Origin of the sequence: Ideonella sp. (assembly GCF_041918995.1) — a bacterium.
GTDB lineage: Bacteria > Pseudomonadota > Gammaproteobacteria > Burkholderiales > Burkholderiaceae_C > Ideonella.
In genome coordinates, this window is sequence record NZ_JAYRUN010000010.1 from 1 (window position 1) to 16,408 (window position 16,408).

The 16,408-nt window shown below is 71.5% G+C and carries 14 protein-coding genes; 8 read left to right on the top strand and 6 right to left on the bottom strand.

Annotated elements, in window-relative coordinates; translation table 11 throughout:
• Positions 1-96: 96 nt before the first annotated feature.
• Positions 97-1,146 carry an FAD:protein FMN transferase gene (locus ACE3UN_RS10470; protein ID WP_374674884.1) on the bottom strand — a complete coding sequence of 350 codons (1,050 nt, stop codon included), beginning with the start codon at positions 1,144-1,146 and terminating at the stop codon, positions 97-99.
• A 12-nt stretch (positions 1,147-1,158) separates the two neighbouring features.
• A complete protein-coding gene (locus tag ACE3UN_RS10475) occupies positions 1,159-1,587 on the bottom strand; it encodes a cytochrome c5 family protein (protein ID WP_374674885.1) in 429 nt (142 codons plus the stop codon).
• 158 nt (positions 1,588-1,745) lie between these two features.
• Here ACE3UN_RS10475 and nosZ point away from each other — a divergent pair, with 158 nt between their 5' ends.
• The 7 genes from nosZ to ACE3UN_RS10510 all read left to right on the top strand — a co-directional run bounded on the left by nosZ (position 1,746) and on the right by ACE3UN_RS10510 (position 10,728).
• Positions 1,746-3,668: a TAT-dependent nitrous-oxide reductase gene (nosZ, locus tag ACE3UN_RS10480; RefSeq protein ID WP_374674886.1), complete on the top strand. Its 1,923-nt coding sequence runs from the start codon at positions 1,746-1,748 to the stop codon at positions 3,666-3,668.
• Between the two features lie 85 nt (positions 3,669-3,753).
• Positions 3,754-6,420, top strand: coding sequence for a 4Fe-4S binding protein (locus tag ACE3UN_RS10485; protein WP_374674887.1), 2,667 nt, complete (start codon positions 3,754-3,756; stop codon positions 6,418-6,420).
• A gap of 13 nt (positions 6,421-6,433) precedes the next feature.
• Positions 6,434-7,744 carry a nitrous oxide reductase family maturation protein NosD gene (locus ACE3UN_RS10490; RefSeq protein WP_374675027.1) on the top strand — a complete coding sequence of 437 codons (1,311 nt, stop codon included), beginning with the start codon at positions 6,434-6,436 and terminating at the stop codon, positions 7,742-7,744.
• A gap of 3 nt (positions 7,745-7,747) precedes the next feature.
• Positions 7,748-8,716, top strand: a complete 969-nt coding sequence (locus ACE3UN_RS10495) for an ABC transporter ATP-binding protein (protein WP_374674888.1) — start codon at positions 7,748-7,750, stop codon at positions 8,714-8,716.
• A 10-nt stretch (positions 8,717-8,726) separates the two neighbouring features.
• Positions 8,727-9,575: an ABC transporter permease gene (locus ACE3UN_RS10500; protein ID WP_374674889.1), complete on the top strand. Its 849-nt coding sequence runs from the start codon at positions 8,727-8,729 to the stop codon at positions 9,573-9,575.
• A complete protein-coding gene (locus ACE3UN_RS10505; RefSeq protein ID WP_374674890.1) occupies positions 9,572-10,108 on the top strand; it encodes a nitrous oxide reductase accessory protein NosL in 537 nt (178 codons plus the stop codon). The genes ACE3UN_RS10500 and ACE3UN_RS10505 overlap by 4 nt, the downstream gene beginning before the upstream one ends.
• Before the next feature lie 104 nt (positions 10,109-10,212).
• The gene (locus tag ACE3UN_RS10510) at positions 10,213-10,728 is read left to right on the top strand and encodes a pyridoxamine 5'-phosphate oxidase family protein (protein WP_374674891.1); all 516 of its coding nucleotides are present in this window, start codon (positions 10,213-10,215) and stop codon (positions 10,726-10,728) included.
• A gap of 34 nt (positions 10,729-10,762) precedes the next feature.
• Here ACE3UN_RS10510 and ACE3UN_RS10515 read toward each other — a convergent pair whose 3' ends face one another.
• Together ACE3UN_RS10515 and ACE3UN_RS10520 are read right to left on the bottom strand one after the other, a co-directional pair.
• Complete coding sequence (locus ACE3UN_RS10515; protein WP_374674892.1) at positions 10,763-11,479, bottom strand: dienelactone hydrolase family protein; 717 nt, start codon at positions 11,477-11,479, stop codon at positions 10,763-10,765.
• A gap of 67 nt (positions 11,480-11,546) precedes the next feature.
• On the bottom strand, positions 11,547-12,551 hold the full coding sequence (locus tag ACE3UN_RS10520; protein WP_374674893.1) for a sodium:calcium antiporter: 1,005 nt from the start codon (positions 12,549-12,551) through the stop codon (positions 11,547-11,549).
• Positions 12,552-12,656: 105 nt separating this feature from the next.
• On the opposite strand from ACE3UN_RS10520, the gene ACE3UN_RS10525 reads away from it, so the two are divergent.
• On the top strand, positions 12,657-15,272 hold the full coding sequence (locus tag ACE3UN_RS10525) for a cation-translocating P-type ATPase (RefSeq protein WP_374674894.1): 2,616 nt from the start codon (positions 12,657-12,659) through the stop codon (positions 15,270-15,272).
• Between the two features lies 1 nt (position 15,273).
• Here ACE3UN_RS10525 and ACE3UN_RS10530 read toward each other — a convergent pair whose 3' ends face one another.
• Positions 15,274-15,573: a hypothetical protein gene (locus ACE3UN_RS10530; RefSeq protein WP_374674895.1), complete on the bottom strand. Its 300-nt coding sequence runs from the start codon at positions 15,571-15,573 to the stop codon at positions 15,274-15,276.
• Between the two features lie 8 nt (positions 15,574-15,581).
• Positions 15,582-16,283, bottom strand: a complete 702-nt coding sequence (locus ACE3UN_RS10535) for a Bax inhibitor-1/YccA family protein (RefSeq protein WP_374674896.1) — start codon at positions 16,281-16,283, stop codon at positions 15,582-15,584.
• Positions 16,284-16,408 lie beyond the last annotated feature (125 nt).

The window sequence follows — 16,408 nt, forward strand, 5'->3', positions numbered from 1 at the left end:
AGCATTGTAGTGCGACTCATTCGCGTTTGCAAAGACGTGCAATCCGGTGCGGACCGCGCGGGCGCGGCGCGGCGCGGCGCGGCGCGGCGCGGCGCGTCAGGCGAGGCCGCGGACGCGGCGCGCGCCGGGCGGTGGTTGCAGCCGCGCGGCCAGGCCCGGGCTGGCCCACAGGCCGCCGTCCGCGCGCACCAGCAGCGCCTGGCGCGCGGGCGTGCCGGCCAGCAGGTCGGCGCCGCGCTGCGGGCCCATGACCATGGCCGCGGTGCCGAGGCCGTTGACGGCATCGACGCCCTCGCCCACCAGCGTCACGCCGCGCACGCCCGCCGTGGGGTAGCCCGTGGCGGGGTCCAGCACATGGTGCCAGCGCCGGCCGTCCAGCGTGACGCCGCGTTCATAGTCGCCGGAGGACGCGACGACGCCCTGCCGCAGCGGCAGCACGGCCAGCAGCCGATCCGGCGCCAGGGGATCGCGGATGCCGATGCGCCATTCGCGCCCTCCCGGCGCGCTGCGCACCAGCACGTCGCCGCCGCCGTTGACCATGGCCGCGGGCGCGCCCGCCTGCACGGCGGCCGCCAGGCCGGCGGCCAGGATAGGCAGCTTGGCGACGCCGCCCAGGTCCAGCTTCATGCCTGCGCGCTTGAGCCAGGCGCTGCACTCGCAATGGTTCAGCACCAGGTCCCGGTAATTGACAAATCGCAATTCCGATTGAATCTGGCGCGCGGTCGGGAGTTTGAATCTCTGAGTTTCGTCAAATTGCCAACCCAGCGCACCGACGGTGATATCGAAGGCGCCTTGCGTGGATTTGGCCAGCGCCTGGGCCGCCTGCATGACGCGCAGCATCTCGCGCGGCACGGCCACCGGCTCGCGGCCCGCCGCCTGCTGCACGCGGTCGAGCGGATTGCCGGGCACGTAGCGCGACATCATCGCGGCCAGGCGCTCCATCTCGGCCCAGGCGGCGTCGCGTGCGGCCGCCAGCGTGGCCGCCGGCGCACCGTCCAGGGTCAGGTCCACCCAGGTGCCCATCAAGGCCCGGCGGTCGCGCAGCGCGGGCGCCGGGCCGGCCAGCGCCGGCGCCGTCAACCAGGCGGCCGATGCCCCGGCCAGGGCGCCGAGCAGGGCCCGGCGGGTGGAATCGGGAGCGCGCATGGCGAGCGGCCCTCAGCGTGACAGCGACACCATGTGAGTGACCGCTGCCTTCACGTCTTCGTCGCTCAGGCTGGCGGCTCCTCCCTTGGCGGGCATCATGCCCTTGGCGCCGGTAAAGCCCTCGAGGGCATGCTTGAACAGCACCTCTTCGCCCTGGGCGATGCGCGGGCCCCAGTCGGCCTTGTCGCCCGGCTTGGGCGCACCGCCCACGCCCGCGGCATGGCACAGCGCGCAGGTCTTGGCATACACGGACGCCCCCACCGGGTTGGCCGCCGCCGTGGGCGCCGGGGTGGCCGGCTCCGCCGCGGGCGCCGGTGCGGGGGCCGGGGTGGTGACAGGCGCCGGCGCCGATGCCGGCGCGGCGGGCTCCTGCTTGCCGCACGCCGCCAGGCCAGCCGCCAGCGACAGAGAAACCAGGGTAAATACCAATGATGTCTTCATGGGAATATCCAATTCAAGAGAAAGCCACGGCCCCCCGCGGAACGAATTGGAATCCGGAACCCGACTCGAAAAAAATGTCGCAGATCAAGGATCCGGATTCCGCGCCCACGGATCATGCAGCCCTGTTTCAAACAGTGCTCACACGACAAGGAATCCCCATGAGCGACTCCCGTGAACGCGCCTCGGAAGCGCCGTCGCGCCGCAAGTTCCTGAACACCGCCGCGGCAGCCGGCCTGGCCGGCGTCGGCCTGGCGGCCTGCAACGACAAGGGCGCGCCCGCTGCGGCCGCCCCCGCCGCCTCGGCGGCCGGCCACGTGGGCACGGCGTCCGCCGGCGTGCACCCGAAGCCGGGCGAACTCGACACCTACTACGGCCTGTGGAGCGGTGGCCACACGGGCGACATGCGCGTGCTGGGCATGCCCTCGGGCCGCGAGCTGCACCGCATCCCGTGCTTCGTGCCGGACGCGCTGGTGGGCTGGGGCCAGACCAATGAATCCAAGGCCATCATGGGCACCAAGCCCGACGGCAGCCTGAAGTTCCCCTGCGCCGACACGCACCACACCCACGCCTCCTACAAGGACGGCAACTACGACGGCCGCTACGCCTGGATCAACGACAAGATCAACAGCCGCATCGCCCGCATCCGGCTGGACTACTTCGTCTGCGACAAGATCACGCAGATCCCCAACGTCCAGGGCTTCCACGGCATCTTCCCGGACAAGGCCGACCCGGTCGACCCGAACGTCAACTACACCACCCGCGTGTTCTGCGGCGCCGAGTTCGGCATCCCGCTGCCCAACACCGGCCCGGACGCCGCCAAGGCCGAGAGCTACCACTCGCTGTTCACCTGCGTGGACGCCGAGACGATGGAAGTGCGCTGGCAGGCCCTGATCGACGGCAACTGCGACCTGGTGGCGACCTCGTACGACGGCAAGCTGGCGGCGGCCAACCAGTACAACATCGAGGGTGGTGCGCACTACCCCGAGATGATGTCGGCCGAACGCGACGCCTGCGTGTTCTTCCACATCGCCCGCGTCGAGCAGGCGGTCAAGGACGGCAAGTTCAAGACCTACGGCGACTCGAAGGTGCCGGTGGTCGACGCCACCCGCAAGGCCAACGCCGACCCCAAGACCGCCCTGTCGGCCTATGTCAGCGTGCCCAAGAACCCGCACGGCGTGAACGCCTCGCCGGACGGCAAGTACTTCATCTGCGCCGGCAAGCTGTCGCCCACCGCCACGGTGATCGAGCTGGCCAAGGTGCTGGAGTGGTTCGACGGCAAGCTGGAGAAGATCGACGGCGCCATCGTCGCCGAGGTGGAGCTGGGCCTGGGCCCCTTGCACACCGCCTTCGACGGCCGCGGCAACGCCTACACCACCCTGTTCCTCGACAGCCAGCTGGTCAAGTGGAACGTGGAAGGCGCGATCAAGTTCCACGCCGGCGACAAGAGCGTCAAGTACGTGGTCGACCGCCTGGACCTGCAGTACCAGCCGGGCCACGTGAACGCCTCGCAGTCCGAGACCCGCTTCGCCGACGGCAAGTGGCTCGCGGTGGGCTGCAAGTTCTCCAAGGACCGCTTCCTGCCGGTGGGCCCGCTGCACGCCGAGAACGAGCAGATCATCGACATCTCCGGCGAGAAGATGGTGCTGGCCGCCGACCACCCGGTGCGCGGCGAGCCGCACGACTTCATCATCTTCAAGCGCGACCTGCTGCGTCCGAAGCCGATCTACGAACTGAGCGACTTCCCCAACGCGGTGAAGGACCCCAAGGAAAGCGGCGTCACGCGCAATGGCCGGAAGGTCACGGTGAAGATGACCTCGCAGGCCCCGGCCTTCTCGCTGCCCGAGTTCACGGTGAAGAAGGGTGACGAGGTCACCCTCATCCTGACCAACCTGGACAAGGTGGAGGACCTGACGCACGGCTTCGCGATCGCCAACCACGGCGTCAACTTCATCGTGAACCCGCAGGAAACCAAGTCGGTCACCTTCACGGCCGACAAGGCGGGGGTGTTCTGGTGCTACTGCACCCACTTCTGCCATGCGCTGCACCTCGAGATGCGCAGCCGCATGATCGTCGAGGCCTGATACCGGCAGTCCTCGTGACGTTCGGCGCGCCGCCGCCTCGGGCGGCGCGCCGTTTTTCTTTCCGGGCCGAGGCCGCACGACACCCATGACGGATCTCACCCTGCGATTCCTGCGCCGGCTGTGGCTGGCCCTCCTGCTCGTTCCCGTGCTGGCCCACGCCGGCGCCTACGAGGCCACGCTGCCCGACGACCTGGCCACCACGCCCGACCTGTGCGCGCGCGTGCCCTGCGCCGACGTGCTGCCGGGGGCGACGCGCTTCTCGCCCCGCAAGGGCCAGCCGCCCTATGTCGAGGGCTACGCGGGCGAGGGCGACGCCCAGCGCCTGGTGGGCTACGTGATGCTGTCCACCGACATCACCGACATCCCCGCCTACTCCGGCAAGCCGGTGGTCACGCTCATCGGCATGGACGCCGCCGGCCGCTTTGCCGGCGTGAAGGTGCTCAAGCACTCCGAGCCCATCCTGCTGCTGGGCATCCCCGAATCCGCCCTGGTCGCCTTCAACGACCAGTACACGGGCAAGGCCGTCACCGACACCATCGAGGTGGGCCCCTCGCGCCCCGACGAAGGCGTGCTGGGCGTCGACGCCATCTCGGGCGCGACGGTCACCGTCATCGCCCAGAACCAGGTCATGATGACCTCGGCGCAGGCCGTCGCCCGCCAGGTGGGCCTGATCGCGCCCACGGTGCGTGAGCCGGCCCGCTATACCACCGCCCTGCCGGCCGGCAGCGCGGCACTGAGCTGGGCCACGCTCGTCGAGCAGAAGGCCGTGCAGCGCCTGCGCGTGAAGCCCGAGCAGGTGGGACTCGAGCGCAGCGACACGCCGTTCATCGAGCTCTGGTTCGGCTCGCTCAACTCCCCTGTGCTGGGCCCGGCCCTGCTGGGCGAGCGCAGCTGGCGCAACCTGATGGCGCAGATCGGCCCGCAGGACAACGCCCTCTTCATCATCCGCACGGCCGGGGCCGAGTCGTTCAAGGGCTCGGGCTTCGTGCGCGGTGGGATCTACGACCGCGTCTCGGTGCGCCAGGGCAGCGACACCTTCAGCTTCCGCGACACCGACGCGCTCAACCTCTACGGCCTGGAGGCCGCCGGTGCGCCGGCCTACGACGAATCGGCGATCTTCATCATCCGGTCGTCCTCCTTCTCAGCGGCCTACCCGTGGAAGCTGAACTTCCTGGGCAACCGGGTGGACCGCGCCACCGGCACGCGCAGCTTCGCCAACTTCGACACCGGCTACTGGCTGCCCGAGGCCTACCTGGACGGCGGCCACCCGGCCATCGTGGAGGCCGAGGCCGCCTGGCAGAAGGTGTGGAAGGCGCGCGCGCCGGCCATCGCCGCGTTCGTCGCCCTGCTGCTGGCCGTGACGGCGGTGTACGCCTTCCGCGAGCGCCTCACCCGGCTGTCCACCCACAAGAACAAGTGGCCGGTGAACGGCTTCAAGTACACCTTCTGGGTCATCTCGGTGGGGCTGGTGGGCTTCGGCGCCATGGCCCAGCCCTCGATCACGCAGGTGCTCACGTGGTTCCACGCCCTGCTGTTCTCGTGGCAGTGGTCGCTGTTCCTGTCCGACCCGTTCATCTTCCTGTTCTGGATCTTCATCATCACCACCACCTTCGTGTGGGGGCGCGGGCTGTTCTGCGGCTGGATGTGCCCGTTCGGGTCGCTGCAGGAGATCATCCACAAGGTGGCCGGCGCCGTGGGCCTCAAGCGCTGGCAGTTCAAGCTGCCCCAGCGCTGGCACGACCGCCTCAAGTGGGTGAAGTACGCGGTCTTCTTCGGCCTGCTGGCGGTGTCGGCCTTCTCGATGACCACCGCCGAGATGCTGGCCGAGGTGGAGCCGTTCAAGACCACCTTCTTGGTGGGCCCGCTCAACCGCGCCTGGCCCTACACGCTGTTCCTGGCGGTGATCCTGGGCCTGTCCATCTTCATCGAGCGGCCGTTCTGCAAGTACCTGTGCCCGCTGGGCGGGGCGCTGGCCATGCCCAGCACCTTCCGCTGGTTCGGCCTGCGCCGCAAGCCGGACTGCAACCGCTGCAAGGCCTGCGCCGTGGGCTGCGGCGCGCAGGCCATCGACGCGGACGGCCGCATCGACCACCGCGAATGCCTGCACTGCCTGGACTGCATGGTGCTGTACACGGACAGCACGGGCTGCCCGCCGCTGGCCAGGGAGCGCAAGCAGCGCCAGCGCGATGGGCTGCCCTTGACCGCCATCAATCGGGCGGGCTACTACATCCCCATCGTGCCTGTACAGGCCCTGCCCCGCGCCGATACGCTGGACACCACGGCCGAGCAGGGTGACCTGAAGGGCCGTCCCGACCCCCGCGTGCCCACCGACCCCGTGACCCCGCCCTACGCCCTGCCCACCGCCGATGGTTCCCGCCCGCTGCTGGCCTGGCTGGCCGGCGAGCTGCGCGACCACCTCTGGCCCTGGGACCGCGCGCGGCTCACGGGCCGCCCGGTGGCCTGGCGCGCCGCGGGTGCCGCGCTGGCCGTGGCGGCCACGCTCGCGTGGGCCCTGGCCGCCACCGGGCGCGTGTCGTCCGGCGCGGTGATTGCCTGGTGGTTCGGGTGGAGCGTGTACGAGGCCCTCATCCGCCTGGCGGCCAAGCCGCATGTGAAGGACGGCCCGTGGTGGGGCCGGCGCTACCGCGCGGCCAACGTGATGGACATGCTGTCCTACGTGGGCTTCAAGAACCTGCTCATCGGCGCCACGCTGTTCCTCGTGCTCAAGGCGGCCGGCTGGCTGCCGCAGTGAGGGGCCGCCGGTGCTGACCCGCCTCGTGCGCCTGGCCGGGGCTGCCGCCCTGCTGGCGGCGGCCGGCCTGGCCGCCGCGGCCACGCACACGGTGCGGCCGGGCGAGGCGATCCAGCCCGTGCTGGACCGCGCGCAGCCCGGCGACGTGGTGGAAGTGCACCGCGGCCTGTACACCGGCAACCTGCGCATCGAGCGCCCGCTCACCCTGCGCGGCATCGGCCGGCCCACGATCGCCGGCGGCGGCCGGGGCGACACCATCCGCGTCACCGCCACCGACGTCACCATCGAAGGCGTGATCGTGCGCGACTCGGGCGACAGCCTGCTCGAGCAGAACGCCGGCATCTACATCCAGCCCGGCGCCCACCGCGCGGTGGTGCGCCGCAGCGACCTGGCGCACAACCTGTTCGGCCTGTGGATCGAGAAGGCCAACGACGTGCGGGTGGAACACAACAACATCACCGGCATGCGTGCGCTCGATTCGGCGCGGCGCGGCAACGGCGTGCAGCTGTACAACACGCGCGGCGCGCGCATCGTCGGCAACGAGATCAGCTTCGTGCGCGATGCGCTGTACGTGGACGTCTCGCACGACGCGCAGTTCCTGCGCAACAAGCTGCACCACAGCCGCTACGGCACGCACTACATGAACTCCTACCGCAACCTGTGGGAAGGCAACGAGACCTACCGCAACCGGGGCGGGCTGGCGCTGATGGAAGTGCGCGACCAGGTGGTGCGCCACAACATCGCCTGGGGCAACAGCGACCACGGCATCATGCTGCGCACCCTGCAGGACTCGGTGGTGGAGAACAACATCGTCGCCGCCAACGGCCGCGGCTTCTTCATCTACGACGTGGAGTACGCCACCCTGCGCGGCAACCTGGTGGTGGACAACGAGGTGGGCGTGCACCTGTCGGCCGGCTCCACCCGCAACCAGGTCGAGCACAACGACTTCGTGGGCAACCGCGAGCAGGTGCGCTACGTCGGCGCCCGCGACGAGCCCTGGGGCGCCGCCCGGCCCGGCCGTGGCAACCACTTCAGCAACTACCTCGGCTGGGACCGCGACGGCGACGGCGTGGGCGACCTGCCCTACGAGGCCAACGACCTGGTGGACCGCCTGTCCTGGCAGCATCCCTCGATGAAGCTGCTGCTGGCCAGCCCCTCGGTGCAGGCGCTGCGCCTGGTCAGCCGCCAGTTCCCCGTGCTGCGTGTCCCCAGCGTGGTCGACCCGCACCCCCGCATGTCGCCCGACGCCGCACGCTGGCAGCGCTGGGTGGCCGCACGCGAACGCGCCCTCGGCCCCGCACCTGCGCCCACTGCCGCGCCCTGACCCATGTCTGCCTCGACCCCCTCCCCCCACCCGGGTGCCATCGTGCTGCGCGGCGTGCACAAGCACTACGGTGCCGTGCATGCCGTGGACGGCGTGGACCTGGACATCGCGCCCGGCGAGCTGTTCGGCCTCATCGGCCACAACGGCGCCGGCAAGAGCACGCTGTTCAAGATGATGCTCGGCCTGGTGCCGCCCACCGCCGGCTCGCTCAGCGTGGCCGGCGCGGACGTGGCCGGCCGCGGGTTTCGCGCCGCGCGCCGCCGCCTGGGCTACCTGCCCGAGAACGTGGTGCTCTGGGACAACCTGAGCGGCCTGGAAACCCTGCGCTTCTTCGCGCGGCTCAAGCAGGTGGACGCCACTGAGTGCGCACCGCTGCTGGCGCGCGTGGGACTCGGCGCGGATGCCGTGCACCGCCCGGTGCGCGAGTACTCCAAGGGCATGCGCCAGCGGCTGGGCTTCGCGCAGGCGCTGCTGGGCCGCCCGGAAGTGCTGTTCCTCGACGAGCCCACCACCGGCCTGGACCCGATGGCCATCCGCGAGTTCCATGCCACGCTGCGGGCCCTGCGCGACAGTGGCGTGACCATCGTGCTCACCTCGCACATCCTGGCCGAGCTGCAGGAGCGGGTGGACCGCCTGGCCATCCTGTCGGCCGGCCGCGTGCATGCGCTGGGCACGGTGCAGTCGCTGCGCGAGCAGCACGATTTGCCGCTGGGCGTGACCGTGCGTGCGTCCGAGGCCGACCATGCCGCCGTCGGCCAGGTGCTGGCGGCCACCCTGGCCACCGCGCGTGCGGCCGCGGCGCCGCAGGCCGTGGCGGGCGGCTGGCGGGCCGAGTGCCCGCGCGCGGCCAAGATGGCCCTGCTGCGCGCGCTGGCCACCCTGGGCGCCGCCGTGCAGGACGTGCACTTCGCCGAGCCCACCCTGGAAGACCTGTTCGTCGGCCTGGCCCAGCGCCCGGCCGCTGCCGCCTGAAGGCCCGCGCATGAGCACCTCCCTCGCCGCCCACCTGCCCGAAATCCGGCAGGTCGCCGCCATCGCCGCCAAGGAGTTCCGCGACCGCATCCGCAACCGCTGGGTGCTGGCCGTCGCCGTGGTGTTCACCGTGTTCTCGCTGGCCATCGCCTACCTCGGCGGCGCCCAGCAGGGCGCGGTGGGCCTGCGCTCGGCGGAAGCCACCATCGCCAGCCTGGTCAGCCTGGTCATCTACCTCATTCCGCTGATCTCGCTGCTGCTGGGCTTCGACGCCGTGGTGGGCGAGCGCGAGCGCGGCTCGCTCGACCTGCTGCTGGCCCTGCCCATCACGCGCGGCGAGCTGCTGCTCGGCAAGTACCTCGGGCTGGCCGCCGCGCTCACGCTGTCCACGCTGGCCGGCTTCGCGCTGGTGGCCGTGCAGATGGGCCGCCAACTGGGCGCCAACGGCCTGTACCACTACCTCGGCTTCATGGCCAGCTCGGTGCTGCTGGGGCTGGCTTTCCTCAGCCTGGCCGTCATGCTGTCGGTGTTCGCACGCGACCGCACCCGGGCGTCCGGCCTGGCCATCAGCCTGTGGTTCCTGTTCGTGCTGGTGTTCGACCTGCTGCTGCTGGGCCTGCTGGTGCTGGGCGGCGCGCGGCTGGGCGCGCTGGGCGCCGAGGCCTTCCCCTACCTGCTGCTGCTCAACCCCGCGGACGTGTTCCGCATCCTCAACGTGTTCTCGCTGGAGGACCTGCGCACGCTGTACGGCCTGGGCAGCATCGTGCCGCCCGCCCTGGCCAACCCCTGGCTGATGGGCAGCGCGATGCTGGGCTGGATCGTGGCGCCGCTGGCCGTGGCGAGCTGGAGATTCCGATGACCCGCACTGCCCTGCTTCCCGCCATCGCCCGCCTGTCCGCCGCGCTTGTCCTGGGCCTGGCGCTGGCCGGCTGCGGCCGCGACGACGCGGCAGCCGCGCGCGTGGCCGCCGAGATCCAGCCCGGCACGACCTGCTCGCTGGACGGCATGCTGCTGGCCGACTACCCGGGCCCCAAGGCGCAGATCCACTACCAGGGCGCCCCCGCGCCGGAGTTCTTCTGCGACACGGTGGAGCTGTTCAGCATGCTGCTCAAGCCCGAGCAGGTGCGCCCCGTGACCGCCGCCTACGTGCAGGACATGGGGCGGGCCGACTGGAGCCACCCGCAGGGCCACTGGATCCTGGCGCAGGACGGCTGGTACGTGCTGGGCAGCCAGAAGCACGGCTCCATGGGTCCCACCATCGCCAGCTTCGCGCAGGAGGCGGACGCGCGCCGGTTCGCGGGCGACCACGGCGGCCGGGTGCTGAAGTTCGCCGAGATCAAGCCCGAGATGGTGGACCTGTCCGGCGGCGCGCAGCACGACCAGCGCATGTAACCAGCGCATGTGAGGCGCGCCCGCGCGGTCACGGCCCCGCGGGTGCCGGTATGTGGCTTGCCGTGGGGGGCGGCAACCCCTGCCATCCCACCAAGGAGCCCCCCATGACCGCCTCCAGCGAGATCGACCGCCAGCACCTGGCCGACCTGATCGGCCCGATGCGCTTCTGCCTCTTCATCACCCGCCACGGCAACGGCCACCTGCATGGCCGGCCGATGACCGTGCAGAACCCCAAGCTCGACGACGGCAGCGAGGACACCCTGTGGTTCTTCATGTCGCGCCGCAGCGAGCCCGTGGCCGACCTGGCACGCGACGCGCAGGTGAACCTGTCCTTCGCCGACATGGACAAGGACCGCTACGTCTCGATCGCCGGCCAGGCCCGCCTGGTCGACGACCCGGCCAAGGTGAAGCAGCTGTGGTCGCCCATGGCCGAGGCCTGGTTCCCGCAGGGCGCGCAGGACCCCGACCTCGCCCTGGTGGGCGTGCACATCAGCCACGCCGATTACTGGGAAGTGAAGGACAGCAAGCCGGTGCAGATCGCCAAGATGCTCAAGGCTGCGGTCACCGGCGAGCCGCCCAAGCACATGGGCGAGCACGGCGAGCTGCGCCCGGGCGGCTGACCGCGCGCCCGACGGGTCAGCGGCCCGCCCGGCCTCAGCAGGCCAGGTGCCGGCCGAAGAACCGCATCGTGCGGTCCCAGGCGAGCTGCGCCCAGCGCTCGTCGTACTGGGTGATCTCGATGCGGCCCGGGCCCTGCGCCGTCTCGTTGGCGAAGGCATGGTGGGCCAGGTAGCGGTGGCCTTCGTAGTCCACCTTCGCCTCGCGCAGCCTGGCTTCCAGCGTGTCCACGCCGGCGATGTCGAAGGCCTTGTCCTGCGTGGCCCAGTGGGCCATCACCGGCTTGTCCACCTTGCCGGCGTCGATGTACTCGAGCGGCGGGTAGCCGTACCAGACCACGCCGGCGTCCGCCTCCGGCACATGCACCATGGCCAGCCAGGTGAGCGCGCCGCCCATGCAGAAGCCGGTCACGCCCACCTTGCCCGTGCCGGCGCCGCGCGCCTTGAGCAGGGTGACGGCGCCGCGCACGTCCTGGGTGGCGGCGTCGGCGAAATCCAGCCCCGTCATCAGGTGGTGGGCCTCCTCCTTGTCCAGCGTGCTCTGGCCGCGGTACAGGTCGGGCACCAGGGCCGTGAAGCCGGCGGCCGCCAGGCGCTGCGCCACCCCGCGGATCTGGTCGTTCACGCCCCACCATTCCTGGATGACCACCACCGAGCCCAGCGGCTCGTCGGCCTCCACCAGGTAGCCCGTCGCCGTGCGGCCGTCCGGGCGCTTGAACTCGATGCTCTGCCCTGTCGTGTCGTGCGCTGACATGTGTGGTGCCTCCTTCAGGTGAAGCGGCCAGTATCACCAAGCGGCGGTGCGCCTGCCAGCGTCGGGGTCAGGTGCCCCAGCCGGCCAGGGTGGCGAGGTGCAGCACGTACAGCAGCCCCAACCCCACCCCCACCGCGCTGGCACCGCCGAGGAGGGGCCGACACCGGCGGCCCACCGCGAAAGCCACGAGCGCGCTCATCGCGGCCGCCGTGAGCGCCGTGGCCGCCTGCGCGCCGGGCACGGCATGCAGGATGGGACCATGCGTCCAGAGCAGATCGTCGAAGGCCAGCACCAGCAGGTCGAAGAGGTTGCTGCCCAGCAGGTTGCCGATGGCCATGTCGAGCGCGCCCGCGCGCCACGCCGCCCAGGTCGTCACCATCTCGGGGGCCGAGGTGGCCGTGGCGATGAACAGGCTGCCTACAAATGACGTGGACCAGCCCATGGCGTCCCCCAGGGCCACTCCCACGAAGGGCAGGCGGGCGCCAGCGGCCACGATCACGACCGAAGACACGGCCGCCCAGCCCATGGCCTGGCGCAGCGCCCCTGGCGGCACGACGGCCGGCGCCGCGCCTTCCGGCCCCGCCGCCATGGCTGCACCGCGGCGCCCCACCGCGAGCACGGCAGCATAAGCGAGCACCGTGATGCCACTGGCCATGCCCCACGCCGCACCGCTTGCCAGGCGCGGCACCGCGCCGGCGATCTCCAGCGCCACCAGGCCCAGCAAGGCCGAGCCGACCATCGCCGACACGCGGTGCGCGGGCGCGGCCGACGCGAACAATGCACCGCGTCGGTCGAGGGGCTCCAGCACGGCCAGCAAGGCCAGATTCAGCACACAGCTGCCGAGCGCGTCGCCCGTCGCCAACGCGGGCGCCTGGGCGCCCAGCACGGCCGTGGCACCGGTGACGAGCTCGGGCAGCGAGGTCACCGTGGCCACCAGCGTCATGCCGATCCAGTGGCGCGACATGCCGGTCAGCGATGCGATGGTGTCGGCTTGGCGGATGAGCCGCGTGCCCGCCACGCCGATCAGCGCAAGGCACAAGCCAAACTCGATCCAGATGCGCCACAGGTCCATGCACGCGCACTGTACGTGCGGTGCCTGAGGCCGCCTTGACGCCGGACACGTGCCCGTCCGCGTGCTGCGCTAGCCTTGCCCGCACCACGCCACCCCACAAGCCCCATGGCTGCATCGTCTGCCCGCCCCATCTCCGAGCCCCACGCGCACCCCGCCACCACGTTGGCCGACGGCCTGGGCGTGCGCCTGGACCACGGGCTCGCCGACGACGACGTGGCGGCGCGGCGGGCCAGCCACGGGCCCAACCGGTTGCCCGAGGCACCACCGAGGCCGCTGTGGCTGCGGCTGCTCGATCCCTTTCGCGACGTCATGGTGATGGTGCTGCTGGCGGCCGCGCTGATCTCCGGGGCGATCGGCGAGCTGGCCGACACGGTGGCCATCCTGGTGATCGTGCTGCTCAACGCCGGCATCGGGCTGTGGCAGGAGTGGCAGGCCGACCGCGCGCTGCAGGCGCTGGGCCGCATGGCCGCGCCGCAGGCCACCGTGCGCCGTGCCGGCGGCCAGCTGCGCCAAGTGGCCAGCGACGAGCTGGTGCCTGGCGACGTGGTGCTGCTGGAGGCGGGGCAGCGTGTGCCCGCTGACCTGCGCCTGCACCAGGTGGCGCGGCTGAAGGTGGACGAATCCGCGCTCACCGGCGAGTCCGTGACGGTGGAGAAGACCACCGCCACGCTGCCCGCTGGCGAGCCCGCCCTCGGCGACCGGCACAACATGGCCTGGCAGGGCACGCTCGTCACGCACGGCCATGCGGAGGGCCTGGTGGTGGCCACCGGCGGCCACACCGAGCTGGGCCGGGTGGCGGCGCTGCTGCAGCGCACCGAGCGCCGCCTCACCCCGCTGCAGCAGCGCCTGGCCGCGTTCGGCCGGCGCATCGCCTGGGTGGTGCTCGCCATTTGTGCGCTGGTCTTCGCGCTGGGCGTGCTGCGTGGTGAGCCGGTGCTGCGCATGGCGCTCACGGCCATCAGCCTGGCGGTGGCGGCCATCCCCGAGGCGCTGCCGGCCGTCGTGACCGTGCTGCTGGCGCTGGGCGCGCGCCGGCTGGTGGCCGTGCAGGCGCTGGTGCGCCGCCTGCCCAGCGTGGAGACGCTCGGCTCGGTCACGGTGATCTGCTCGGACAAGACCGGCACGCTGACGCAGAACCGCATGCAGCTGCGCACCCACGCCGTCTTCGTGCCCGAGCCGCAGGCGCTGTGGACGGCAGCCGTGCTGTGCAACGACGCGCGCGCGGGCGGCAGCGACTGGGTGGGCGACCCCACCGAGACCGCCCTGCTGCAGGCGGCCGAAGCCGCTGGCGTGGACGTGGCCGGGCAGCAAGGCCGACAGCCCCGGCGACACGAGTGGCCCTTCGACGCCGAGCGCAAGCGCATGGCCACGCTGCACGACGCGCCGGGTGGCGGGGGTGTACTGTGGGTGAAGGGTGCACCGGAGACGGTGCTGCCGCGCTGCCGCCTGGCCGGGGACGACCCCGGCGCGCTGGCGCTCGCGCAATCCACGTCGGACGCCTGGGCCGCCGAGGGCCTGCGCGTGCTGGCGCTGGCACGCCGCCGCGTCGACGACCTCAGGGTCGCCACCACCTGGGACGCCGACCAGGCGGAGCAGGTGCTCGAGCTGGTGGGGCTGGTCGGGTTGATGGATCCGCCGCGCCCGGAAGCGCGCGCCGCCGTGGCGGAATGCCGCGCCGCCGGCATCCGGCCGGTGATGATCACCGGGGACCACCCTGCCACCGCCCTGGCCATCGCGCGCGAGCTGGGCATCGTGGCGCAGACGGGCAGCGCCCGCGTCGTCACCGGCCCGGAGCTGGCGACGCTGGACGACACGGCGCTCGCCGCCGCGGTGCGCGAGGTGGCCGTCTATGCGCGCACCGACCCGGCGCAGAAGATCCGCATCGTGCAGGCCCTGCAGGCGCAGGGGCAGTTCGTGGCCATGACCGGCGACGGGGTGAACGACGCGCCCGCGCTGCGCCAGGCCGACATCGGCGTCGCCATGGGCCTGGGGGGCACCGACGTCGCCCGCGAGGCCGCCAGCCTCGTGCTGCTGGACGACCACTTCGCCACCATCGTGGGCGCGGTGCGCGAGGGCCGCCGCATCTTCGACAACATCCGCAAGTTCGTGCGCTACGCGCTCACCGGCAACTCCGGCGAGATCTGGGTGCTGTTCCTCGCGCCGCTGGTGGGCCTGCCCATGCCGCTGGCCCCGCTGCACATCCTGTGGGTGAACCTGGTGACCGACGGCCTGCCCGGCCTGGCCCTGGCCACCGAGCCGGCCGAGGGCGGCGTGATGCGACGGCCGCCGCGTGCGCCCGACGAGAGCGTGCTGGCCGGCGGCCTGTGGCAGCACGCGCTGTGGGTGGGGCTGCTCATGGGCGGGCTGTGCCTTGCGCTGCAAGCCTGGGCGCTGCAGGGCGACCCGGGCGGCACAGCGCGGGCGCAGACGCTCGTCTTCACCACCCTCACCTTCGCGCAGATGGCCCACCTGCTGGCCATCCGCAGTGAACACGACCCCGTCTGGCGCGGTCTGGGTGGCAATCGGCCACTGCTCGCCGCGGTGGCGCTCACGGTGGTCCTGCAGCTGGCCGTCGTCTACCTGCCGGCGCTGCAGGCGGTGTTCCGCACCGAGGCGCTGGCGCCCGCGGACCTCGCCCTCAGCGTGGCCGCGGCCGCTGCGGTGGCGCTGGCCGTGGAGGCTGAAAAGGCCTGGCGGCGGCGCGTAGCCGCCGCCAGGTGATTCAACGTGGCGTGATCTCTCGCGCCTCGATGTCGACCACGTCGGCCATGCCCGTGGCGGGCGCCGCCGGGCGACTGGCGCGGTGGCTGGCCCAGCCGCGCGCCACGAACACGGGCCTCGGCAAGGGCCGGCGCCGCCCGGTCAACCGCGCCACCAGCCAGGTGACGCCCAGCACGGCCATCACCAGCAGGCCGATCGCCACCCCCATGGCCAGCAGCCACACGGCCAGCAGGGTGCGGCCGAGTTGGCCGAGCCAACCGCCCGGCGAGCGGTCGATGGCGTGGGGCAGGCTGGCGTGCATGGCGGGTCTCACTCGTCCTGGCCGCCGAAGATGCCGAACAGCGCCAGCAGCGACTGGAACACGTTGTAGATGCTCAAGTACACGCCCAGGGTGGCGGTGATGTAGTTCGTCTCATACCCGTCCTGCACACGCTTGAGGTCGTGCAGGATGAAGGCGGAGAAGATGCCGATGGCCAGCACCGACAGGGTGATCATGAGCGCGGGCGACTTCAGGAAGAAGTTCGCGATGCCAGCCACCAGCAGCATGATCGCGCCGATGAACAGCCACTTGCCCATGGAGGACAGGTCACGCTTGATGACGCTGGACAGCATCGCCATGCCCAGGAAGATGGCGCCCGTGCCGGCGAAGGCCATCATGATGAGCGAGGCGCCGTTGCCCAGGCCCAGCACCACGCCCACCAGGCGCGACAGCATCAGGCCCATGAAGAAGGTGAAGGCCAGCAGCACCGGCACGCCGGCCGCCGAGTTCTTGGTGCGCTCGATGGCGAACATCAGGCCGAACGAGCCGACCAGGAAGACCATCAGGCTGACGCCCGGCGACATGGCCCGGGCCAGGCCGGTGGCCACGCCCAGCCAGGCGCCCAGCACGGTGGGCACCATGCTCAGCGCCAGCAGCCAGTAGGTATTGCGCAGGACGCGGTTGCGCTGCGCGACGCTGGTGCCGTGGCCGCCAGCGAAGGCGCCATCGGCGCGAACGGGTTGCAGGTTCATGGTGGGTCCTTGGCAAGAAAGACAGTGATCGATGTGACCGGAATCTACGCCGGCGGTTCATTCGAGAAAAGTCGAAAGTCTCGTAGTCTCGATCCAACTAAACCGAAGCATGAGCCGCGCGGGGC

Bases quoted from the DNA above. Each gene is read 5' to 3' on its own strand.
- ACE3UN_RS10470 (WP_374674884.1), bottom strand. From the start codon at position 1,146: ATGCGCGCTCCCGATTCCACCCGCCGGGCCCTGCTCGGCGCCCTGGCC.
- ACE3UN_RS10475 (WP_374674885.1), bottom strand. From the start codon at position 1,587: ATGAAGACATCATTGGTATTTACCCTGGTTTCTCTGTCGCTGGCGGCT.
- nosZ (WP_374674886.1), top strand. From the start codon at position 1,746: ATGAGCGACTCCCGTGAACGCGCCTCGGAAGCGCCGTCGCGCCGCAAG.
- ACE3UN_RS10485 (WP_374674887.1), top strand. From the start codon at position 3,754: ATGACGGATCTCACCCTGCGATTCCTGCGCCGGCTGTGGCTGGCCCTC.
- ACE3UN_RS10495 (WP_374674888.1), top strand. From the start codon at position 7,748: ATGTCTGCCTCGACCCCCTCCCCCCACCCGGGTGCCATCGTGCTGCGC.
- ACE3UN_RS10500 (WP_374674889.1), top strand. From the start codon at position 8,727: ATGAGCACCTCCCTCGCCGCCCACCTGCCCGAAATCCGGCAGGTCGCC.
- ACE3UN_RS10505 (WP_374674890.1), top strand. From the start codon at position 9,572: ATGACCCGCACTGCCCTGCTTCCCGCCATCGCCCGCCTGTCCGCCGCG.
- ACE3UN_RS10510 (WP_374674891.1), top strand. From the start codon at position 10,213: ATGACCGCCTCCAGCGAGATCGACCGCCAGCACCTGGCCGACCTGATC.
- ACE3UN_RS10515 (WP_374674892.1), bottom strand. From the start codon at position 11,479: ATGTCAGCGCACGACACGACAGGGCAGAGCATCGAGTTCAAGCGCCCG.
- ACE3UN_RS10520 (WP_374674893.1), bottom strand. From the start codon at position 12,551: ATGGACCTGTGGCGCATCTGGATCGAGTTTGGCTTGTGCCTTGCGCTG.
- ACE3UN_RS10525 (WP_374674894.1), top strand. From the start codon at position 12,657: ATGGCTGCATCGTCTGCCCGCCCCATCTCCGAGCCCCACGCGCACCCC.
- ACE3UN_RS10530 (WP_374674895.1), bottom strand. From the start codon at position 15,573: ATGCACGCCAGCCTGCCCCACGCCATCGACCGCTCGCCGGGCGGTTGG.
- ACE3UN_RS10535 (WP_374674896.1), bottom strand. From the start codon at position 16,283: ATGAACCTGCAACCCGTTCGCGCCGATGGCGCCTTCGCTGGCGGCCAC.